Source organism: Anaerotignum lactatifermentans DSM 14214 (assembly GCF_900142265.1).
GTDB classification, from domain to species: domain Bacteria; phylum Bacillota; class Clostridia; order Lachnospirales; family Anaerotignaceae; genus Anaerotignum; species Anaerotignum lactatifermentans.
The window spans coordinates 14623-37484 of sequence record NZ_FRAH01000004.1 but is presented as its reverse complement, the minus strand read 5'-3'; the positions used below and the strand labels follow the sequence as shown (position 1 = coordinate 37484).

At 46.6% G+C, this 22862-nt stretch carries 21 protein-coding genes and 1 pseudogene; 15 read left to right on the top strand and 7 right to left on the bottom strand.

The features are described from left to right. Positions 1–188: 188 nt before the first annotated feature. From BUB35_RS01180 to BUB35_RS01165, 3 genes are all read right to left on the bottom strand, one after another. On the bottom strand, positions 189–1373 hold the full coding sequence (locus tag BUB35_RS01180) for an aminotransferase-like domain-containing protein (RefSeq protein WP_072848184.1): 1185 nt from the start codon (positions 1371–1373) through the stop codon (positions 189–191). Positions 1374–1791: 418 nt separating this feature from the next. After that, positions 1792–2196 carry a hypothetical protein gene (locus BUB35_RS01170; RefSeq protein ID WP_072848180.1) on the bottom strand — a complete coding sequence of 135 codons (405 nt, stop codon included), beginning with the start codon at positions 2194–2196 and terminating at the stop codon, positions 1792–1794. Between the two features lie 189 nt (positions 2197–2385). After that, positions 2386–3570 carry an aminotransferase-like domain-containing protein gene (locus BUB35_RS01165; protein ID WP_072848178.1) on the bottom strand — a complete coding sequence of 395 codons (1185 nt, stop codon included), beginning with the start codon at positions 3568–3570 and terminating at the stop codon, positions 2386–2388. A 631-nt stretch (positions 3571–4201) separates the two neighbouring features. Here BUB35_RS01165 and BUB35_RS01160 point away from each other — a divergent pair. The 7 genes and pseudogenes from BUB35_RS01160 to BUB35_RS01130 all read left to right on the top strand — a co-directional run bounded on the left by BUB35_RS01160 (position 4202) and on the right by BUB35_RS01130 (position 10842). Continuing rightward, on the top strand, positions 4202–4735 hold the full coding sequence (locus BUB35_RS01160; RefSeq protein WP_022255906.1) for a helix-turn-helix domain-containing protein: 534 nt from the start codon (positions 4202–4204) through the stop codon (positions 4733–4735). A 30-nt stretch (positions 4736–4765) separates the two neighbouring features. Next, a pseudogene (locus tag BUB35_RS20050) lies at positions 4766–5773 on the top strand (ABC transporter ATP-binding protein); the annotation flags it as partial. 581 nt (positions 5774–6354) lie between these two features. Further along, complete coding sequence (locus tag BUB35_RS01150) at positions 6355–7194, top strand: ABC transporter permease (protein WP_072848174.1); 840 nt, start codon at positions 6355–6357, stop codon at positions 7192–7194. 3 nt (positions 7195–7197) lie between these two features. Continuing rightward, a complete protein-coding gene (locus BUB35_RS01145; RefSeq protein ID WP_072848172.1) occupies positions 7198–7992 on the top strand; it encodes an ABC transporter permease in 795 nt (264 codons plus the stop codon). Beyond that, positions 7989–9077 carry an ABC transporter substrate-binding protein gene (locus tag BUB35_RS01140; RefSeq protein ID WP_072848170.1) on the top strand — a complete coding sequence of 363 codons (1089 nt, stop codon included), beginning with the start codon at positions 7989–7991 and terminating at the stop codon, positions 9075–9077. Before BUB35_RS01145 ends, BUB35_RS01140 begins: the two co-directional genes overlap by 4 nt. Before the next feature lie 26 nt (positions 9078–9103). Further along, a complete protein-coding gene (locus BUB35_RS01135; protein WP_072848168.1) occupies positions 9104–9496 on the top strand; it encodes a hypothetical protein in 393 nt (130 codons plus the stop codon). Positions 9497–9768: 272 nt separating this feature from the next. Beyond that, entirely contained in the window at positions 9769–10842 is a 1074-nt protein-coding gene (locus BUB35_RS01130; protein ID WP_072848166.1) for a stage II sporulation protein P, read from the top strand. A gap of 353 nt (positions 10843–11195) precedes the next feature. On the opposite strand, the gene rsiV is transcribed toward BUB35_RS01130, so the two are convergent. Both rsiV and BUB35_RS01120 read right to left on the bottom strand, forming a co-directional pair. Continuing rightward, the gene (gene rsiV, locus BUB35_RS01125; protein WP_072848164.1) at positions 11196–12053 is read right to left on the bottom strand and encodes an anti-sigma-V factor RsiV; all 858 of its coding nucleotides are present in this window, start codon (positions 12051–12053) and stop codon (positions 11196–11198) included. Positions 12054–12071: 18 nt separating this feature from the next. Beyond that, positions 12072–12581 (bottom strand): RNA polymerase sigma factor, encoded by a 510-nt coding sequence (locus BUB35_RS01120; RefSeq protein ID WP_072848161.1) that lies wholly within the window; start codon positions 12579–12581, stop codon positions 12072–12074. 198 nt (positions 12582–12779) lie between these two features. Here BUB35_RS01120 and BUB35_RS01115 point away from each other — a divergent pair, with 198 nt between their 5' ends. The 6 genes from BUB35_RS01115 (at position 12780) to BUB35_RS01090 (ending at position 16174) form a co-directional block, all read left to right on the top strand. Continuing rightward, a complete protein-coding gene (locus BUB35_RS01115) occupies positions 12780–13436 on the top strand; it encodes an HAD-IA family hydrolase (protein ID WP_072848158.1) in 657 nt (218 codons plus the stop codon). 142 nt (positions 13437–13578) lie between these two features. Next, positions 13579–14112, top strand: coding sequence for a hypothetical protein (locus BUB35_RS01110; protein WP_072848156.1), 534 nt, complete (start codon positions 13579–13581; stop codon positions 14110–14112). Positions 14113–14127: 15 nt separating this feature from the next. Then, entirely contained in the window at positions 14128–14667 is a 540-nt protein-coding gene (locus tag BUB35_RS01105; protein WP_072848153.1) for a hypothetical protein, read from the top strand. Positions 14668–14678: 11 nt separating this feature from the next. Then, on the top strand, positions 14679–14864 hold the full coding sequence (locus tag BUB35_RS01100) for a hypothetical protein (protein ID WP_072848151.1): 186 nt from the start codon (positions 14679–14681) through the stop codon (positions 14862–14864). Positions 14865–15181: 317 nt separating this feature from the next. Then, positions 15182–15880, top strand: a complete 699-nt coding sequence (locus BUB35_RS01095; RefSeq protein WP_072848149.1) for a hypothetical protein — start codon at positions 15182–15184, stop codon at positions 15878–15880. Between the two features lie 51 nt (positions 15881–15931). Further along, entirely contained in the window at positions 15932–16174 is a 243-nt protein-coding gene (locus BUB35_RS01090) for a hypothetical protein (RefSeq protein ID WP_072848147.1), read from the top strand. A gap of 379 nt (positions 16175–16553) precedes the next feature. Here the strand turns inward: BUB35_RS01090 and argH are convergent, their stop codons facing one another. Both argH and BUB35_RS01080 read right to left on the bottom strand, forming a co-directional pair. After that, positions 16554–17933, bottom strand: coding sequence for an argininosuccinate lyase (gene argH, locus BUB35_RS01085; RefSeq protein WP_072848144.1), 1380 nt, complete (start codon positions 17931–17933; stop codon positions 16554–16556). A 337-nt stretch (positions 17934–18270) separates the two neighbouring features. Further along, the gene (locus BUB35_RS01080) at positions 18271–19491 is read right to left on the bottom strand and encodes an argininosuccinate synthase (RefSeq protein WP_072848142.1); all 1221 of its coding nucleotides are present in this window, start codon (positions 19489–19491) and stop codon (positions 18271–18273) included. Positions 19492–19875: 384 nt separating this feature from the next. Between BUB35_RS01080 and BUB35_RS01075 the strand changes: the two genes are divergently transcribed. Next, a complete protein-coding gene (locus BUB35_RS01075) occupies positions 19876–20754 on the top strand; it encodes a fumarylacetoacetate hydrolase family protein (RefSeq protein WP_072848140.1) in 879 nt (292 codons plus the stop codon). Positions 20755–20834: 80 nt separating this feature from the next. Continuing rightward, complete coding sequence (gene wecB / locus BUB35_RS20235) at positions 20835–22769, top strand: non-hydrolyzing UDP-N-acetylglucosamine 2-epimerase (RefSeq protein WP_330391027.1); 1935 nt, start codon at positions 20835–20837, stop codon at positions 22767–22769. Positions 22770–22862: the final 93 nt, after the last annotated feature.

Genomic DNA, 22862 nt, shown 5'->3' with positions numbered 1-22862 from the left:
AAAAGCTGGCTGTAATATATCAAATAAAATCTCAATATCATAAGAAAGCCAAAATCCTTTGGCATGATAAGGATTTCGGCTTTTTTGTCCCCTCATTTCGTTATCCAAAAACAAAAAAAAGCGGATACCGCTTTCGCGATATCCGCTCTTTTGTCTTGTTTTAGAATGAATCTTCGATCCGGGAAGACTTATTTCAGGTTCGCTTTCAGAACTTCTGCAATTCTTGTGATACCTTCTTTGATCTTGTCTTCAGGCATGCAGGAGTAGTTCAGACGGAAGTGGTTTTCTTTGCCGCCGTTAGGGAAGAAGCTGCCGCCGGGAACGTAAGCAACTTTCTTTTCAAGGCACTGCTGAGCCAGTACTTTTGCATCCATGTATTCGGGCAGTACGCACCATGTGAACAGACCGCCTTCGGGATGTGTGAATTTCACTTCTTTAGGGAATGTTTCTTCCATTGTTTTCAGCATTACGTCACGTCTCTTACGATATACGTCTTTGATCTTTTCAACGTGTTCGTCCAGATCGTACATATCCAGGAATCTGTCAGCGATCAGCTGGTCGATTGTGGAGGACTGCAGGTCAGCACCCTGTTTGATGAAGTTGTATTTAACCAGGTTTTCTTTGGATGCGCAGATCCAGCCGATACGCAGACCAGGAGCCAGGATCTTGGAGCATGTGCCCAGGAATACAACCAGTTCTTTGGTATCCAGGGATTTCAGGGAAGGCATGTTTTCGCCTTCGAAACGCAGTTCGCCGTAAGGGTTGTCTTCGATTACAGGGATTTCATATTTGTTGATGATATCCATGAATTTATGACGTCTTTCCAGAGACCATGTTTTACCTGTAGGGTTCTGGAAGTCGGGGATAACGTAGATCATTTTTACGTTTTCTGTTGTAGCCAGGATTTTTTCCAGTTCTTCTGTGATCATACCGTCATCGTCTGTAGGAACTTCGATGAATTTAGGTTCACAAGCTTTGAATGCGTTTACAGCACCCAGGTAGGAAGGGCTTTCCAGCAGAACAACGTCGCCGGGGTTCAGGAAGATACGAGCGGAGAAATCCAGACCCTGCTGAGAGCCGCTGGTGATCAGCACGTGATCGATGTCTGTATCGATGTTATTTTTTGCTTTCATTCTAGCAACCAGTTTTTCACGCAGAGAAGGCAGACCTTCTGTGGATGTATACTGCAGAGCAACCTGACCAACTTCGTCCATAACTTTGATACAAGCCTGTTTAACGCCTTCACAAGGGAACAGTTCAGGAGCGGGCATACCACCGGCAAAGGAAATGATGTCGGGTTTGGATGTCAGCGCCAGCAATTCTCTGATTTCGGAACCTTTTAAGAGATCCATTCTGTTTGCATACTGTACCATGTAAAATTCCTCCTTATGTAATAGAAATTGATAAATAATAGTTTCAAGTCGCTGTCTGACATGCTGCCGAAAAGGGAGGGCATATCAGACAAATTACTAAAAAATAACCCCTTTTCTTTATTAAAACACAAATAATACACAAAGTCAATGGGAACTTTCAAAAGAAAGCTATTAATTTTTGCTCAAAAGAATTGGGAAAAAGACGAATTTCTTCACGTTTTCGCCTGTGCAGCAGGTTTTGTGTGAAATGGTTTTTGTCACATTGTATGGTTTTTTATACAGTTCTGGGAAAAAGGGAATTTTCTACCAATAGGCATTGGGCAGAAAGAAAAAAGATTGCGAAAAAAATAACAGCTTTTGCCTTTTTTACAAAAAAAGCCCTCTGCCTCAGAAGGCAGAAAGCTTTTGGAAATTGCAATCAGGATTTTTGTTTTCGGGAAATGTAGGTCATCAGGGGCAAAATGGTCAGGGCAAACAAATGCAGTGCCACATTGGCAGCCGTGAAGTTATAGGTGTTGGAAACCTCCTCGTATTCCAGCAGATAGCGGAAAATGAGCCCAAGGACTGTCATTCCCAGATTCAGGGCTGCCGCAAAGCCTATGGAGCCGTTGGGAAACAGGGCTGCTTGGAGCATGCCCAGTTCTGTATAAAATATGAAAACAGACAGCAGGATGATGGTTTTCATGACCAGACTTGTTTCCACGGGGTTTTCCGGGTTGCAGTTGACGATGGGAAACAGGCAGCCGCCTACGATACAGCTGAACAGGACCATGCCGATCAGCAGGGGTTTTCGATATTGTTGTATGCGTTCTGAGGGTTTCATGGCAAAGCCTCCTTCAAAATGGGTGTGTTGTTTTCTGTATTTTAACACGGGAGGCGGTCAGAAACAACGCAGATGCAAAAAAATAGCCGCTGCCCAAAGGGGAAGGGGCAGCAGCCGAGGCTATACACGAAAAGTCCTTCGCTGTATGCGGCACAGCGGAGGACTTAGTGTATCCTTTAATAAGATAGATTATTTCAAGTTTGCCTTGATGACTTCTGCGATGGCTTTGACGCCTTCTACGATCTTGTCGTCAGGCATGCAGGAATAGTTCATACGGAAGCAGTTTTCATGACCGCCGTTGGGGAAGAAGGAGCCGCCGGGAACGTAGGCAACTTTCTTTTCCAGACACTGCAGTGCCATTTTACGGGTGTCGATGTATTCGGGCAGTTCTACCCATGTGAACAGACCGCCGTCGGGGTGTGTGAATTTTGCTTCTTTGGGGAATGTTTCTTCCATGGTTTTCATCATCACGTCACGTCTGTGTTTGTACAGTTCGCGGATGGTGTCAACATGTTTGTCCAGGTCGAACATTTCCATATATTTGTTGGCTTCCAGCTGGGTAACGGTAGGTGTCTGCAAGTCCGCACCCTGTTTGATGAAGTTAAACATAGACAGGATTTCGTCGGAAGCGCAAACCCAGCCCAGACGATAGCCAGGTACCAGAATCTTGGAGAAGGTACCTAAGAATACAACCAGCCCTTTTGTATCCAGAGATTTCAGAGCAGGCATGTTTTCGTTTTCAAAACGCAGTTCGCCGTAAGGGTTATCTTCGATAACGGGGATTTCATATTTATTGATGATTTCCATGAATTTGTGACGGCGTTCCAGTGTCCATGTTCTGCCGGTGGGGTTCTGGAAATCGGGGATGACATAGATCATCTTTACGTTAGGTGTGGTTGCCAGAATTTTTTCCAGTTCTTCCATCACCATACCGCCTTCGTCTGTAGGCACTTCCATGAAAGTAGGTTCACATGCTTTGAAAGCATTGATGGCACCCAGATAGGAAGGGCTTTCCATCAGGATCACGTCACCTTTATCTACAAATACACGGGCGGAGAAATCCAGACCCTGCTGAGAACCGCTGGTCACCAGAATATGGTCCGCATCCGTTTCAATATTATTTTTGGCTTTCATTCGCTCAGCGATTTTTTCCCGCAGTGCAGGGAAGCCTTCTGTAGAAGAATACTGACAGGCTACTTTCCCCATTTCCTCCATGACAGCGTCGCACGCCTGACGGAGCTGGTCTACGGGAAACAGTTCTGCTGCGGGCAGACCGCCTGCGAAGGAAATAATATCGGGTCTTGCAATCAGTTTCAGCAGATCGCCGATATCGGAATTCGTCAGTTGTTCCATTCTTTTCGCATAACGCACCATACTTGTTTCCTCCTTTGTGTCTTACATTCATCATAAACATTCTCTTTTGTATCAATCTGTGGAATAGATTTGATACTTATGAAACCACATCAGACGCTTGTTTGTCAATGGGTGGCGGACATGGATTGTATGGCTTTTTGTACATGGGAAAAGGCGAATTTTTTGTGCGAAATTCACGCAAAATAAATTGTATGTATAAAAAAACATGTGAATTTGCATATAAAAACAGATTGTATTTTCATCAATACAGAAAAAAACAGTGGATTTGCTGATTTTTTTTCATGAGTATTTTTCTTTTGGCTGTCCAGCGTGCCAGAAGGGACAGTGCAAAGACAGTTTTTTGGGGAAAATGCAGTTTAGAAATTCTGATATTTTCGTTTGGTATTGGAAAACTTCCGCCTGCACTTGGTTTCTGTAAAATCTGCGTAAAGTCTGGGTTTTCCGGCTGTCGTGGAACCGTACAATTTTGGTTTCTTTTGGAAGGGCTTTTTGCCGCAAAATGTCAAAAAGTTTAATAAATGAAATTTTTTGTTTATTTTCTCTTGCTTTTCATGACAAAAGATGTATAATGATTGAGGTTTCGTAAAAATAATCAGAAAGTTTAGTATTTCTACACAACGAGGTGTTATTTATGGATATCGGCCACAAGATCAAACAGCTTAGGATTCAGAAGGGTCTGACGCTGGAAGAACTGGCCAGCCGCAGTGAGCTGACAAAGGGATTTCTCTCCCAGATGGAGCGAAATCTGACCTCTCCTTCCATTGCCACCCTCAACGACATCGTAGAGGCTTTGGGCAGCAGTCTTTCGGAATTTTTCCGGGAGGACAAGGAGGAGCAGATCGTTTTCCACAAAAAGGACTTTTTTGTGGATGAGCGGGAAAATTATACGGTGCATTGGATCGTACCCAATACACAGAAAAACGAAATGGAACCGATCATGGTGGAATTGCCTCAGGGTGGGGAATCCTTTGTGATGGACCCCCACAGCGGTGAGGAATTCGGCTATGTGGCGGAGGGCTGCGTGACGCTGGTCTGCGGCGAGGAGAGCCATGTGATCCACAAGGGGGAAACATTCTATCTCTCCGGCAAAAACCGCCATTATCTGAAAAATGAGAAAAAAACAACGGCAAAGGTCATCTGGGTTTCCACACCGCCGCTGTTCTGAAAAAGTGACAAGAAAAAGGAGTAGCCGCCGATGAAAAAGAAACTGATTCAGTTTAAAAATATCGTCAAGGAATTTGACGGCAAACTGGTACTGAAAGGTGTCAATCTGGACATCTATGAAAATGAGTTTGTGACACTGCTGGGACCCAGCGGCTGCGGGAAAACCACTCTGCTGCGTATTCTGGGTGGTTTCCTGACACCAAACGAGGGAACAGTTCTCTTTGACGGAGAGGACATCAGCAAAATCCCTCCTTATAAACGGGAAATCAACACCGTATTCCAGAAGTACGCGCTGTTCCCCCACATGAACGTATATAACAATATCGCTTTTGGTCTGAAAATCAAAAAAGAACCCAAGGACATCATCGAACAGAAAGTAAAACGTATGCTGAAGCTGGTGAATCTGGAAGATTTCGCTGACAAGAACGTGACAGAAATGTCCGGCGGTCAGCAGCAGCGTGTTGCCATCGCCAGAGCATTGGTAAACGAACCCAGCGTACTGCTTCTGGACGAACCTCTGGGGGCACTGGACCTGAAGCTGCGTCAGGAAATGCAGCACGAACTGAAAAAAATCCAGCAGGAAGTAGGCATTACATTCATTTTCGTTACCCACGACCAGGAAGAAGCTCTGACAATGTCCGACAAGATCGTTGTTATGAAAGACGGGGAAATCCAGCAGATCGGCAGCCCCACAGATATTTACAACGAACCTGTCAATGAATTTGTTGCAAACTTCATCGGCGAAAGTAACATCATCGAAGGTGTCATGCTGGATGATTACAAAGTTATGTTTGAAGGCAGAAAATTCGACTGCGTGGACGACGGCTTTGAGAAAAATGAAGTGGTTGACGTTGTCATCCGTCCCGAAGACCTGGATATCGTACCCAGAGAACAGGGCAAGCTGAAAGGCGTTGTCAAATCCGTACTGTTCAAAGGCGTACACTATGAAACCATGGTGGAAACCAAAGTGGGTACAGAAATCACCGTAAAAATGCAGGTATCCAATGACCAGCCTGTATTCAACGAAGGGGCAAACGAAAAAATGTCTGCCAACGACTTCTATCTGGATGTGGACGACGTAGAAGAACTGGATGAAGCAACCATCATCGCCCGTGCCGACGCCCAGGCGTGGAACCCCGATGAGGACGAGCTTATTTCCATCAAAGAAGTGAAGTACAACATCAAAAAGGAAAACGGCACTTACCCCGTAACCTTCTCCACAGCGGCTGGTACATCCGTAACGGTGAACATGATCGTGAAGGATGAAAACCGTGTCACCAGTGAAGAAAACGAAGAATATATCTTCGCTGTGAACTTCTTCAAAAAGGCAGACGAAATTCAGGAATCCATCGCTTTGGATACAGACCTGAAAACATGGGCAAACGCTTCCGCATACTCTCTGGAAGACGATATGCCTGTGGAAATCACCGATGTCAAATATGACTTCGATCCCGAAAACATCACCCCCGGCATTTACGATGTAACCTTTGCCACTAAGGGGTATGAATATAAGGTAGATACCACGGACAAACATGAAGTAGGGGAAGAAGTTGGTCTGATTTTTGAACCCGAAGACATTCATATCATGTCCAGAGAGCAGTAAGGAAAGGAGGCGGCAAAATGCGACAGTTTCGCAGTATGGTATATCCTTACGTGGTCTGGATTGCCATTATGATCGTTGTGCCCATGCTGATGATTTTGCTTTACGCATTCACAGGAGAGGGCAACGATGTGACCACCTTCCGCTTCACACTGGAAAACTTCGGCAGATTCTTCAGTGACGCCGTATTCCTGGATGTATTGAAGCGCTCCCTGATTATTGCAATATTCACCACTATCATCTGCGTCCTTCTGGGCTATCCCATTGCTTATGCCATTGCGACAGGACCGGAAAAAAGCAAGATGTTCTGGATTCTCATGATTACACTGCCCACATGGATCAATATGCTGGTGCGTACTTACGCATGGGTGGGCATTTTGCAGGACGATGGTCTTTTGAACAGCTTTTTGGGACTGTTCGGCATCGGGCCTTTCAAAATGATGTATACCACATTCGCCGTGGTACTTGGTATGGTCTATAACTTCATTCCTTTCATGATTTTGCAGATTCATACCTCTCTGGCGAAAATGGATAAGAGCCTGCTGGAAGCAGCCAGCGACCTGGGCGCAAACCGCATGCAGTGCTTCCTGCGTGTGACACTGCCTTTGAGTCTGCCCGGCGTTCTCAGCGGCATCACACTGGTATTCCTGCCGGCGGTGTCCAGCTTCTTCATTCCCAAACTGCTGGGCGGCGGACAGTATGTCCTCATCGGTAATGTCATCGAAACCCAGTTCCTCACCAGCGGCGACTGGAACTTCGGCAGTGCCATCTCTCTGATCATGGCAGTCATCATCATGATTTCCATGTATCTGACCAGAAAAGTAGACACAGACCCGGCAGCAAACGGAAGGGGGGAATAAGCCGTGGAAGAAAAAAGACACAGAATCGGCGCCAAACTTATTTTGGGCATCACGGCGTTATTCTTCTATCTGCCCATACTGTATATCATCGTCTTTTCCTTTAACGACTCCCGCTCCCTGACAAAGTTCAGCGGTTTTTCACTGCGGTGGTATGAAAAGATGTTTTCTGACAGCGCCATGATGCAGTCGGTGGTTTATACCATCGTCATTGCCATTCTGGCAACCATCATTTCCACAGTGGCAGGCACATTGGCTGCCATCGGTCTTTCCCGTTCCCGGAAAGCCCTCCGCAACGTGGTGGAACAGGTGAATAACCTGCCCATCATGAACCCGGAAATCGTAACAGCCATCGGTCTTTTGATGTTCTTCAGCGCATTGGGCATCAATAAAGGCTTTACCACACTGCTGTTGGCGCACATTATGTTCTGTACGCCTTATGTGATTTTGTCCGTATCCCCCAAACTGCGGTCTTTGGACCCGAACCTGGCGGATGCGGCACTGGATTTGGGCGCAACACCTTTGCAGGCATTGACAAAAGTCATTGTGCCCCAGATCATGCCCGGTATCGTTTCCGGTGCTCTGATTGCTTTCACCATGAGCTTTGACGATTTCATCATTTCTTATTTCGTCACCGGCAATGGTGTGAACAATATTTCTATTTTGGTGTATACCATGAGTAAGCGTGTCAACCCTTCCATCAACGCATTGTCCACTTTGGTCATTGCCATCATCACGGTTGTGTTGATCGTTGTCAACGTAGTACCCATCATTAAAGAGAAAAGGAGAAAAAAGGTATGAAAAAATTGATTGCTATGGCTCTTGCAAGCGTAATGCTGCTGGCAGGCTGCGGCGGCGGCAGCAGCGAAGGTGCATCTGCGGAAGACGCAGTTGCAAAATATGGTTCCGATACCCTGAAGCTCTACAACTGGGGCGAATACATGGGCGAAGACCTGATTTCCAATTTTGAAAAAGAATTCGGCGTAAAGGTTATCGTGGAATACTTCGATTCCAACGAAACCATGTACACCAAACTGCAGGCTGGGGATTCCTATGACGTGCTGGTTCCTTCCGATTACATGATCGAAAGACTGATCAACGAAGGCATGCTCCAGGAACTGGATCTGTCCCTGATCCCCAACATCTCTAACCTGGCAGAAGGCGTAAAAAATCTGCCTTATGACCCTGAAAACACATACTCTGTACCTTACTTCTGGGGCAGTGTAGGTATCGTTTACAACCATAATAACGTAGACCCTGCTGTTGTGGAAGAACAGGGCTACAGCATCCTGCACAACACAGATTACAAAGGCAAAATCTATGTGTATGACTCCGAACGTGACTCCTTCATGATGGCCTTTAAAGCACTGGGCTACTCCATGAACACAGACAATCAGGACGAAATTCAGGAAGCTTATCAGTGGCTGCTGGATATGAACAACACCATGGAACCCGTTTATGTAACTGATGAAGTGATCGACGGCATGATCAACGGCACAAAAGACATCGCAGTTGTTTACAGCGGCGACGCAACAACCATTCTGGAAGAAAACCCCGACATGAGCTTCTGGATGCCTACAGAAGGCACAAACCTGTGGAGCGATGCGATGGTTATCCCTGCAAACGCAGAAAACCCCAAACTGGCACACGAATTCATCAACTATGTGCTGACATATGAAGCATCTCTGGGCAACAGCGAATACGTTGGCTACGCTTCTTCCAACCAGGAAGTTCTGGATGAACTGAGCGGCGAAGGCGGTCTGTTCGCGGATAACGAAGCATACCTGCCTCGTGCCGGCTATGAAAAAGACGAAGTTTTCGTAGACAACCAGGTGCTGAAAAAAGAACTGGCTGAACTGTGGATCAAAGTAAAAGCAACAAAGTAATAGAGAAAAGATAAGGAGGGAAATGGATGTTGCAGAACACTTTGGACATCCTGCGTAAAGAAGGAAAAGAGATTCTGGTCTGCCTTTCCGGCAGCGACGAAGCCCAGAAAGCGTGGCTGGCAGCCGGTGGGGAAGCGGGGCATATGCTCTCAGCCCGTCAGGTGGAAAGCTGGCTTATGACCGGCGGCGCTACATTGCCCAAGGAAATCGCTTTTTCCGGTACGCTGGAGGAATTTGTTTCCCTCTTTCCCAAGACAAACGCCGAGGACAGCAAGCGGAAAGTGAATGGCTTCCTCTCCGGGGCGGTTGTGGAATACAAAGACGGAAACTGGGAATGTTTCACCTGCAATGTGGTGGTTATGGGCTGCTGCATGGGGGAATATCTCAGCATCGTCAATAAAAAAGAAATGAGTTTTTAAAAAAGGCGGAAGTACCTTTAGGAGCATCTTCATAAGAAAACAAAAAGCTGAAATCCTTGTTATATAGAGGATTTCAGCTTTCTTGTTTATACAGGATTTTATCAGGTATGTTTTCTTCTGAAGATGGCCTTTGCAGTTCCCCTTAAGAAATGAAGGAAAACGAAAATCAATGTTTTCTTAAGGGGAATCTGCTTTAGGTATTTCCGCTTTTTTCGTTCTAACCTCTTTTTTGTCTGCATAAACTATTTGCAGACCGAAAGGAGGTTACGCCCATGGGGAAGAAAGAAAAGGATCAACGGCTCCTGCGCCGGAATCTGCTGGGCGTTTGTGTGTTTTTGCTGGCGCTGCCTGTGCTCTGGCCCATGGGCGGCGCGGCTTTTGCCATGCGGGAGATTTTGCCGGGACAAGTATCGGCGGCGGAACCCACAGGGGAGGAAGGCGCAGACACCACAGGAGAAACGGAAGAAGTGGAGGAGGAGCCTGCCAAAGAAACGGGGCTTTTCGGCATTGATGACCTGAAATTCAAGGAGGAGGAACAGGTGGCAGCGGCCTATCTGCCCCGGGAGGAAGTGGAGCGGATGCAGGATTTTTCCTATCTCCAGAAAACTTATTACACCACCGATTCCCGTACCATGCTGCTGCCTACGGACATCAACGTCAATGACGCGCTGGCGAAGGATTTCACCATAGATACAGACGTGGACGGTCCACAGGTGCTCATTTTCCATACCCATATTTCCGAAGGCTTTGCCGATAGTGACATGTCTAAGGGGAAAGAAGAAGGCATCTGGGGGGCAGGGGAATATCTGAAGGAGTTGCTGGAAGAAAAGTACGGCATTGAAGTCCTCCACCATGATGGGGTGTACGACCAGGTCAATGGCAAAGGACAGGTCACAGGGGCTTATGAACGTATGGAACCGCCTATCCGGCAGATTTTGGAGGAAAATCCCTCCATTCAGGTCTGCATCGATATGCATCGGGATGGTGTGCCCGAAGGTACCCATCTGGTGACGGAAGTCAATGGGAAACCGACGGCGAAAATCATGTTTTTCAACGGTCTGTGCCGTTTGAACCAGAACGGGCAGGCAGTGCCCACACCCGGGCTGGATAATCCTTATGTTTCCGATAATCTGGCGTTCAGTTTGCAGATGCAGACCCAGTCAGCGGCAAGATTTCCTGACTTTAACCGGAAAATCTATCTCAATGCTTATCGCTTCAGCCTGCATATGCTGCCCCGGTCTACCCTTATTGAAGTGGGAGCTCAGACCAATACCAAAGAGGAAGTACATAACGCCATGGAACTGTTGGCGGAAATTCTGGCGGCGGTATTGCTGGGCGGGGAATAAAGAAAAAGGCACGACATTTCCAGAAAGGAAATGCCGTGCCTTTTGATTTTGAGTGGAATAATTATCATAATTCCAAGGACGCGGAAAGGTTTGGAAAACCAAGGGTTAACACATTTGCGCTGCAAATGTCAGCCATAAATGGTTGACCGCATCTCTTTGCGGTGTGGGGTTTCCCAACTGGAATCCGCAGTCGGAATTTATTTCCGACGAGGAAAAAGCCAGAGTTTCAAGGCGTTTCGCTGATGGAACTCTGGCTTTTATCTTCTGTCTGCTCGTCAAAGCCTTGAATGGAATGAGGCTTTGACGAAAGGGTGTCGATTTCTTCGACACCCTAAGGATATCCTCGAAAGTGGTTATTTTGTTACATCTGCGGGAATGGTGAAGGATACAGTACCCATGTAACCAGGTGCTACTTCGTATTCACCGAATACGATGACCAGTTCACCAGCTTCGTTCAGATAGAAGTTTTCATCCCCTGTCAGACCTGTGAAGCCGCCTACTTCGCCTTCTGTGAAGTAAACCTTGCCTTCATCTTCTGCCATCTGTGCTGCCATCTGGTCTTTGATGTTCTGGCTCACAGCTTCCAGTTTTTCAGGGCTGTTCAGATAGTCTTTCAAAGATACGGTTTGACCTGTAGCTTTGTCTACAGTAAAGATTTTAACGAATTCAGCGCCGCTTGCCATGGTTTCCACAGTGTTGATGCGGATGCTCACATATTTGTCGTTGTCGGAAACCACTTCATAACTGGATTCCAGTGCATAGTGGCCTTCTTCCTGACCCAGCTGGGCAACGACTTCTTTTTCATAACGTGCAATCAGTTCTTTTGCGTAAGCGTCCATTTCCGCGTTGGCTGCCACGTTGCCGTCGATCTGAGGCACGCTGATGTCAGCCATCATGCCGTTGTCTGTACTTTCGTTGTAGTTGCGGATGGTCACCACTCTTGCAATGCTGCCGATAACGGGGATGCCGTCCATGGCCTGTGCCACAACGGGGCTGGCGTTTACGGCAATGCCGAATGTGAGTACAAGTGCTGCGGCGGTCACGCCGGTACGTTTCATGTTTTTCATACGATCGCTCCTCTTCTTTTCTAATCTCGCTCTCATAATGCCTGCTTCTATTCTATCTCTTGCTTCCTGGGGTACGGGAATCTGGTCATACTCTTCTTTCCACATTTCCATGGGCTCCCTTCTATGATCGTCCTGTTTTTTCATAACCCCCGACGCTCCTTTCTAAATTCTGTTCTGCTCCGCTTCGGGCCGCAGTTTTCGCAGTGCCCGGTACAGCCGTGCCTTGACGGTGTTTAGGTTTTCGCCTGTGATTTGGGCGATGTCCTCCAGTTTACAGTCCTCAAAAAATCGTAGTATAATGACGCTTTTCTCTCTGTCATTGAGGTGTTCCAGCATTTCCTCCAGTTCCCATTTGCTGTGGAGCTGGGCAAGCTCATTGGTGTAATCCCCCACGGCTGCTGTCAGCGGTTCTGTCACCTCCTCTACCGTATCTTCACGCTTGTTTTTCCGCAGAAATTCCAAAGCGGTGTTGATGACGATGCGATACAGCCAGGTGCCGAGGTAAGCGTCGTTCTGGACGCTGCGGCAGTCCCGCATGGCTTTGTAGGCGCTTTCCTGCACGATGTCCAGGGCGTCCTGCTCGTTGTGGACGTAGCTGTAAGCCAATCGGTAGTACCTGCTGTACTGACTGAGGAGAAGGTCTTCTGTCTGTTTTTCCCGTTTGGTTTTCATAGGATCTCCTCCGAAAAAGATGAAGTATTTTGTGTTTCTGATTGTTAGATGCACGAGATGCCAAAAAAGTTGCGAAAGTTTTTTGAAAAAATTTTTCTTTTTTTCAGTGTAGCCAAAAATGAGGAAAAAGGGAAGCTTTACAGGGTGGGAAGCTGGGTGTAAAATAGTACGAAAGCAAAAGAGAAAGGATTGGGAACCATGAAAAAATGGCAGCAGAACATCGTCCTGTTCGATTTGGACGGCACATTGACAGATTCCGCGGAGGGCATCATCCGCTCCGTACAGCATATGCAGGAAAAAACAGGCAGAGAAGTTTGGGAAGCGGAGAAACTGGGCTTCATCGTAGGACCTCCCCTCAGGGACAGCTTCCGTGACGCTTTCGGCATGAAAACAGAAGAAGAAATCGACAACGCTGTAGCTGTGTTCCGTGAGAGATATTTCTCCGTAGGGCTTTTTGAAAACGCAGTCTATCCGGGCGTCAAAGAAATGCTGGAAGAACTGAAGAAAATGGGCAAACGCCTTGCCGTTGCTACATCTAAGCATGAAAGCACCGCTGTGCGCATCCTGACTCATTTTGGTCTGGCAGATTATTTTGAAGTCATCGGCGGTGATGACCCTGCATCCCAGCGGGATAATAAGACCAAAGTCGTGGCTTATGTGCTGGAACGGATGAACGCAGAAAAAAGCGACGTTGCCATGGTAGGCGACCGAAAATATGATATCGAAGGGGCACACGCTTTGGGCGTGGAAGCCATCGGCGTCCTTTATGGCTATGGCAGTCGGGAAGAATTTGCCGCCTGCGGCGCAGATGCTGTGGTAGAAACACCAGCGGAACTGGTGGAACTGTTTCGGTAAAGAAGAAGGGATTTCCCCTTCTTTTTTTATGCCTGTAAAAAGGACAAATGTGCTTGTCAAAGATACATCCGCTGTGCTATGCTGAAAATAAGACATCGGGGGAGAAGGGCATAGATGAAAGGCATGGTTAAGGGGGAATCTCATGAAAAAGCAGATATGGATTGAAATTCTTGTCATTGCGGCACTGGCGGCAGGCTGGTTTTATATGGAGAAAACAGAGAGCCTGACCATATTTGTCAAAGAGGACATGACAAAAGAAGAAATTCTGGCGGAAATGCCGGAAATTGCTGTCACTGAGCAGGATGAAAAGTTGGAGGATTATGTGATGGGGTTGCCGGAGGTGCAGGAACTCCTGTCACAGCCTGACGGGGGAAGTATACCCAATGAAAAAGAGGAAGCCCTCCTTTCGGATTTTCTGGCAGAAGGCGATTTGCTTGCGGGATTTAATGTAGTGGATCATGAGGTGTATCTGGACATCAAACAGGGAGAGGAAAAACGGATTTCCTATACCTTTGACGGCGCAGGAACCCAGCCTATGCAGAAGATCATCTGGGTGTATGAACAGCGTTGGGATGGATGGCGCAATACAGCCGCTTATGAAGCATGGGGGGATTCCTATGTGAAGCGGACTGGGAAACATGCATGGTTCTCTTGGGTAGGCGGTCTGTTCCGATAGAAAGGGGAATGTGGTATGAAGAAGATTGGCATTTGCTTGATGGTGATACTGTCATTTGTTTTGGTGGGGAGCCTTGCCTATGACTTTCGTATGAGCAGCCGTTACAGCGTGGTGCAGTTTCAGCCCTCAGACATGACAGCAGCAGAAATCAAAGAGGAATTTCCAGAAATCGCTTTTTCTGAGAAAGACCATACCCTCCATGCAGATGTGATGGCATTGCCGGAGGTGCAGGCGGCTTTGGCGGCGGAGAAAGAAACCATATTCACCAAAGAAGAAGGGGCAGCCCTTTTGGCGGAATATTTGACAGAAGGAATGCATTTGGAGGAATTTTCCGTTTCTGATGGGGTCTATGTGCGTTTTCGGGATGCAGACCATAGAAAAACAGCATATACCTTTGATGAGGGCTATTTGTCAAAAGAGATTTCCGTTTATGAAAAACATCCGGGACGGAATTGGGACTGTGTTGCCATTTATAAAAATCTGAACGGAAATTATGATAAGGTCGATGGCATTCCTCAGTGGTTTTCCTGGCGGAAACTGCAAGTTGAAGCATAGGAGGGATTTTGATGACGAAAAAAACAAGCCGGAAACTGGGGCTTTTGCTTTTGGTGCTGGCAGTGTGTTTTGTGGTGTATGCACTGGGACATCCCACAGGTAGTTTTCCTTGGAGCAGCAGCGTCACTTATGGCGTTTATCTGGTATACATCTTGCTGACAGGGGTGCTCCTTTGGGCGCCATTTGGAAGGAAATAGAAAAAATATGGCTGGAATCCTTGTCATAGAAAGGGTTCTAGCCTTCTCTGTGTTTTGATGGTAGGCAGATAAAGGTCACAGCGGTGTCTGTCTATTTTTTCATATAGTGTTCTATAATAATAGGTTTAGCGATATATCTAACCATCTGGAAAAGAGTTTTTGAGAAGGCGGGTATGTTTTGTATATTTTCTTTTGTAATTATGTGAGAGAGTTTCAAATCTTTGTAAATGACATATGTTGACATATACCTTCTATAAATGTTATAATAGGGCAACTTTAGTTACCCTATTATAACATTTATAGAAGGAGGAGTAAACATGAAAAAGTTGCTGTCAAAAGGTATTGGTATGGTGTTGTCATTAGTATGTATGAGTATTTGTGTCTTCCCTAATTATATTGCACAAGCTGCTGAAACTACGGATAAAGTAGAAGTAGATGCATTTACACCTTCTGTTGATTCTACTTGGGGTGATTTGTATCAACATTTTGATCCACAAGGGTATGACGCATTAACAGATTCAGAAAAACGATTATATCATTCAATATTGTTAAAAGAAATTGCTGAAACTTCTGAAGAAAATATGAATACGGTAATGACTGAGTCAGGTGTTGACATATTGGGAAATAAAGATTTCGAAAATGTAGTTTCTTTATCAGGATATTTGTATTCAAATGATAATACAAATCGGGCAATCAATATCAATGGCCTGTTATCTTTGGTTATGGGATTAGCATCTACCAAGGATTCTATAGAATATACGACAGCATTTGCATCAACGATAACATGCCCTAGATTGGCTATTAGCATGAGTATTTACGATGTTAAAGATGGGAAGTATGTTGGATTTAATAGAGGCTATGATGATAACGTAAAAATATTTACTTTAGATGATACTTTTGATGGGCTTAAAAGTAAGACAGAGTATACAGTTCAGGCAGTGGGTACGGTAACTCCCCCTGAAGGGTATATTAGCAGTGGTCCATTGGTTACTTTGGATAATAAAAAAACAAAATAAATACTGCTTTCATAATGCTATAAGATAAATAATGTGGTGTTAGGAGGGCTTATGAAATCTATAATGAAAATCATACCCATTCTGTTGCTTCTTTCTTTCTCCGCGGCTGGCTGCGGCGAGAAAGAACAGGTGGAAGAAACCCAGAAAAAGGTATCCTATGAAGAACTGACCACAGACCCGCAGCTTTCCGATGCTTTGGAGGAGATGGACGAAGAAAGCAGACAAAAGCTGGAAAACAGCGAGGAAATCGTGGTGACACAGGGGGTTTTGACCAAAGAGGAAGCAGAGAAATAAACTGTTTTATGAGAAAGCAAAGAAAGCTGGAATTCTAGGATTCCAGCTTCAGCCTGTAGAAAAACTATGTTTTACATATTTTCAAGAACGCGGAAGGGTTTGGGAAACAAAGGGTCAACACATTTGCTCCGCAAATGTCAGCCATAAATGGCTGCCCGCATCTCTTGCGGTGTGGTTTCCCCAAATTCAATCCGCAGTCGGAATTCACTTCCGACGAGGAAAAGCCGAAGTTTCAAGGCTTTTAGTTGATGGAACTTCGGCTTTATACTTCTGTCTACTCGTCAAAGGCTTGAATGAAATGAGCCTTTGACGACAGGGTGTCGACTTTTTCGACACCCTGAGCTGGAATCCTAGGATTCCAGCTTTTTTAATCCTACGATTACAATTTTTCCAGATATGCTTTGTTATCTGCAATGGCCTTTGTGGTCATGGCTTTGGAAGGGCCGCCGATGACGTTTCTTGCTTCCACGCACTGTTTCACGCTGATGGCGTCGTATACGCTTTCGTTGAATACAGGAGAGATTGCCTGATATTCTTCCAGAGAAAGGTCGTCCAGATTGGTGTTGTGTTCGATGCAGTAAAGCACCAGATGGCCGATGATGCTGTGAGCGTCACGGAAAGGCACGCCCTGTTTTACCAGCCAGTCTGCGGCGTCGGTGGCGTTGGTGAAGCCGCCTTTTGCCGCCTGGAGCATGTTGTCTTTCTTCACAGTCATGGTCGCAATCATGTTTGTGAATACAGGCAGGCACATTTTTACGGTGTCGATGGCGTCAAAGAGGGCTTCTTTGTCTTCCTGCATGTCTTTATTGTAAGCCAGAGGCAGACCTTTCAGTGTGGTCAAGAGTCCCATGAGGTGACCGTATACACGACCGGTCTTACCACGGATGAGTTCTGCCATATCGGGGTTCTTTTTCTGGGGCATGATGCTGGAACCGGTAGCGTAAGCGTCGTCCAGTTCGATGAAGCGGAATTCGTGGCTGCTCCAGAGAATGATTTCTTCACAGAAACGGCTCAGGTGCATCATGAGCATGGAAAGGTCGGAAACCAGTTCCACGCAGAAATCACGGTCGGAAACCCCGTCCATGCTGTTGGCGGAAATGGCTGCGAAGCCCAGCTGTTCCGCTACGAAATAACGGTCTAAAGGATAGGTGGTGGTAGCCAGTGCGCCGCTGCCCAGAGGCAGTACGTCTGTCCGTTTGTAAGCGTCACAGAGGCGGTCATAGTCCCGTTTGAACATTTCCACATAAGCCAGCAGATGATGTGCCAGTGTCACAGGCTGTGCACGCTGGAGATGGGTATAACCGGGCAGGATGGTTTCTGTGTGGGCTTCTGCCAGTGTGTTCAGTTCCACCAGCAGATTTTTCACCAGAGCTTTGATTTCGGTGATTTCTTTTTTGGTATACATACGGGTATCCAGTGCCACCTGGTCGTTCCGGCTTCTGCCGGTGTGGAGTTTTTTGCCCACGTCGCCAATGCGGCTGATGAGGATGGTTTCCATATTCATGTGAATATCTTCCGCCTTTTCGTCGAAAGTCACTTTGCCTGCTTCGATGTCTTCTAAAATTTCACCCAGTGTTTTCACAATGAGGTCTGCGTCTTCCTGGGGAATAATGCCCTGTTTGCCCAGCATGGCAGCGTGTGCCATACTGCCGGTGATGTCCTCGTGATACATGCGGCTGTCAAAGCCGATGGAGGAATGGAAATGGTCTGTGAAGCTGTCTGTGGATTTGGTGAAGCGTCCGCCCCAAAGTTTCTGCATAAAAATCTTCCTTTCTATGTCATGGGGCGAAAGCCCGCAATTTTTAGTGATAAAGAAAAAATGGACTGTTCCCTTGGGACAGCCCCGAAAAACCTGTGGCATAGAGTATCCATGCCGGTTTTTGTTGACCATGGTTTTCTGGAAGCCTGCTGATTCATGGGTCATGTATAGGCAGTGAAGGTAGTTTTGTTTGACTGTAGATGAACCAGTGCGTCCATGTTTCCGTTTGGTTTTTGATTCATGGAAACCGCTCAGGGCAGTTTCCATGTTTTTATCTTTTGTAATGTATGAACAAATGGGGGGAGAGGTGAGCTGCCCCCGCATTTGTTTTCGTAAATTATTTGTTTTCGTGGTTTGCCATCATCATCGCGCGTACTTTCAGAGGCAGACCGAACAGGTTGATGAAACCGTCAGCGTCTTTGTGGTTGTACAGTTCGCCTGTTGTGAAGCTTGCCATGGATTCGTTGTACAGGCTGTAAGGAGAAGTGCTGCCGGCAGGGATGATGTTGCCTTTGTACAGTTTCAGTTTTACGGTGCCTGTTACAGTTTCGTTTACTTTGTCGAAGTAAGCGCTTAACGCTTCGCGCAGAGGTGTATACCATTCGCCGCTGTAAACCAGTTCTGTGAATTTGTTGCTTGCCACTTCGTTGAAAGCCTGTGTTTTCTTGTCTGTGCACAGGTATTCCAGTTCGCGGTGTGCGTAGTAAAGGATGGTGCCGCCGGGTGTTTCATATACGCCACGGGATTTCATACCTACCACACGGTTTTCGCAGATGTCAGCGATACCGATACCGTTTTTGCCGCCGATTTCGTTCAGTTTTTTCAGCATTTCCACGGGACCCAGTTTTTCGCCGTTGACTGCAACGGGGATACCTGCTTCAAAGTCCAGTGTGATGTATTCGGGTACATCGGGAGCATCTTCAGGGGATACACCCAGCTGCAGGAGATGTTTGTAGTTCGGTTCGTTTGCGGGGTCTTCCAGTTCCAGACCTTCGTGGCTCAGATGCCAGATGTTGCGGTCACGGCTGTAAGAGTTGTCGTGGCTTGCTTCGAAAGGAATGCCATGTGCTTCCAGATAAGCCAGTTCGTCGTCACGGCTCTGCATGCCCCATGTATCCAGACGCCAGGGAGCGATGATTTTCAGTTCAGGTGCCAGTGCTTTGATGGTCAGTTCAAAACGTACCTGGTCATTGCCTTTGCCTGTTGCGCCGTGGCAGATAGCTGTTGCGCCTTCTTTTTTGGCGATTTCAACCAGTTTCTTTGCGATGATGGGACGAGCCATGGAAGTACCTAAGAGGTATTTGCCTTCGTAAACTGCGTTTGCTTTGATGCAAGGGTAAATCGCGTCTGTGATGAATTCTTCTGTCAGGTCAGCGATGTAAAGTTTGCTTGCGCCTGTTTTCAGTGCTTTTTCTTCCAGACCTTCTGTTTCTTTGCCCTGACCAACGTCGCCGCAAACTGCGATAACTTCTGCGTCATAATTTTCTTTCAGCCAGGGAATGATAACAGATGTGTCTAAGCCGCCGGAATATGCCAATACGATTTTTTCTTTGCTCATGATATTTTTCCTCCTTGTAATCGAACGATGTGTCATCGTGTATGCTCTTGAATATTTATGAGCCTATTATACATAGCATTTTTTGGAATTGCAAGAGTAAAATGCAAAATTATATGTATTTTGGTAGTATTTATTAAATAATTATGCAAATATCGTTTTGTTTTATGGATATTTCAAGGCGTGTATACAAATAATATACAATTTTTGATGCATAGTTGAATATGTATGGTGAATGTATATTATGTATGCATGGTTTTTTGTACCGTCTTTGGGCAGACAGACACATTTTACTTTGCGAAAAGCCCCTTTTGTGATATGATTAGGGATAGAAATCATTTGTTTTTACAAAAGAAAAAAGAGTGAAAGAAGAAGGAGGCATATGGTATGAAGGTATTGACATATATGCAGGGTGGACACAAAGCAGTAGGCATTTTGAAGAAAAACGGACAGGAAGTGGTTCCCGTGAACTATCTGGGCTGCGGTCTGGTGAATATGACAGAATTCATCGCTTCCATGACCGAAGACAAAATGCAGAAGCTGGAGAAAAACGCGGAACTTATGGACGGCATTCCTATGGAAGAAGTGCGTCTGCTTTCTCCCATTGTGCACCCCAAACAGGACGTCATCTGTCTGGGCATCAATTACTATGCCCATGCGGAAGAAGCGGCAAGATTCCACGATGAGGCTTTCGGCGGCGAACGCCCCCAGCCCATTTATTTCTCTAAACGGGTGAACCGTGCCGTTGGGGATGGAGAACCCATCGACGGACATTTTGATATTGTAGACAGTCTGGATTATGAAGCGGAATTGGCTGTTATCATTGGTAAGGACGCCAAAAACGTGGCGGAAGCAGATGCTTTTGACTATGTATTCGGCTATTCTGTACTGAATGATGTCAGCGCAAGAAACTTGCAGACATCCCATAAACAGTGGTATTTCGGCAAGAGTCTGGATGATTTTACCCCCATCGGTCCTTGGATCGTGACAAAAAATGAGTTTGAAAATCCTCCTGCATTGTCCATCCGTTCCTATGTGAATGGAGAACTGCGTCAGGACAGCAATACATCCCTGATGATCAACGGCGTGGCAAAAGTCATCAGCCAGCTTTCTCAGGGCATGACGTTGCAGGCAGGCACCATCATTGCCATGGGTACCCCCGCTGGGGTAGGCATGGGCTTTGAACCCCCCAAATTCCTGAAAGCCGGCGATGTGGTCACCTGTGAAATCGAAGGCATCGGCAAACTGACCAACGAAGTGAAATAAGGAAGACCTTTCTGACACTTCTGGCGGTGTTCCTCTGTCTGTTTCGTTGGGTAACATTGGTAACATAAAAGGAGAATATTATGCAAAAAGATATGATTAAGGTAATGAGTGTATTCGGCACCCGTCCCGAAGCCATCAAAATGGCGCCTCTGGTGAAAGTGCTGGAACAGACGGAAGGCATCGAAAGCATCGTCTGCGTCACCGCCCAGCATAGAGAAATGCTGGATCAGGTTCTGGAGATTTTCGATCTGCATCCCAAATACGATCTGAATATCATGCAGAGCCGCCAGACATTGGCAGGCATCACCACCCGTGCTCTCACAGGGCTGGAAGAAGTCATGGCGGAAGAAAAACCTGACATCGTACTGGTCCATGGGGACACATCCACCACATTCGCAGGTGCATTGGCTGCATATTATAATCAGGTGAAAGTGGGTCATGTGGAAGCTGGTCTGCGTACCTATGATAAGTATCAGCCTTTCCCCGAAGAAATGAACCGCCGCCTGACAGGTGCCCTCACAGACCTGCACTTTGCGCCTACCAAACTGGCAAAGGAACATCTGCTGAAAGAAAACATCGACGCTGACGGCATTTTCATCACCGGCAATACAGTTATCGACGCTTTGGCACATACCATCGAAGAAAATTATACCTTCCATGAAGAAGAACTGAACACCATCGACTTCAAGGGCAAACGTGTCATTGCCATGACCGCACACCGCCGGGAAAATCTGGGACAGCCCTTGGAAAATATCTGCCATGCGGTAAAACGCATTGTGGAAGACTTCGAGGATGTGGAAGTGGTTTACGCTGTCCATAAAAACCCTGCCGTTGTGGAGCCGGTACACCGTATCCTTGGGAATAACCCTCGTATCCACCTGACAGACCCTCTGGATCTGAAAGATATGCATAACCTGATGTGCCGTTCTTTCTTTGTTATGACAGACAGCGGCGGTTTGCAGGAAGAAGTGCCTTCCATGGGCAAACCCGTACTGGTGCTGCGTAACGTGACAGAACGCCCCGAAGGGGTGGAAGCCGGCACACTGAAACTGGCAGGCACTGACGAAGAAACCATTTACGCTATGGCAAAAGAACTGCTGACAGATGCAGAAGTTTATGAATCCATGGCACAGGCAAAAAATCCCTTCGGGGACGGCAACGCTTCCAAGCGTATTGCGGCAGCCATCCTCTATGCTTTCGGCAAACAGGATGCGCGCCCCGAAGATTATACCATCATAACCGAGGCAAAAAGCAGCGGCAAGGAGGAAAAACCTATGAAAGAAGAACGTATGGCAATTTTGAGCATGCTGGAAAAAGGGCTCATCAATGTGGATGAAGCGGAAAGACTGCTGACCGTGCTGCAGAACGGCGCAGGTCTGGAAAAAGACGGTCTGGGCAAGGCTGTAGGCAGCGCACTGGAAAAAGCAAGCGCTGTATTGGGCAGTGTAGCAAGAACTGTTGGGGAAAAAGCGGAACAGCTTCAGCCCCGTGTCCGTGAAGTGGCAACAAAGGTTGCAGATAAAGCGGACGAAATGCAGCCCAAAGTAAGAAGCGCCGCATTCCGCATGACAGAAAAAGCACAGGAACTGAAAGAAGACGCAAGAACATATAAAGAAAAATTGCAGGCAAAACGCCGCAATGAAGAAGAAGACTGGGACGATCTGGATCTGGACGAATTGGATGCAGACGAAGCAGCAGTAGAAAAAGCAGCAGTTGCAGACGAAGCTCCCGCAGAAGAAGCACCTGTGGCAGAAGCGGCAGCAGACGTGACAGCGGCAGCTGCGGAAGAAGTGACTTCTGAAGAAGATCTGACCGAAGAAGAAGTAGATCCCGTTATGGAAAAATACGCAAAGAATGTGGAAACCGTGCTGGATTCCGTACAGTTCCAGATGGAACAGATCGACGAATGCGAAGATTTCCTGAAATCCGCCTTCGGTGATGTAGACCCTTCCGAATGGGAAGACGATGAGGAAGAAGAAACAACAGAAGAAAAGAAAGAAGAAACAGATAAATAAAGCAAATTCTCATTAAGAAAACATTGGTTTTTCTTGAATCCTTAAGAGGAATTGCGATGGGCTGTCTTCGTAAGAAAACATACCAAACAGATT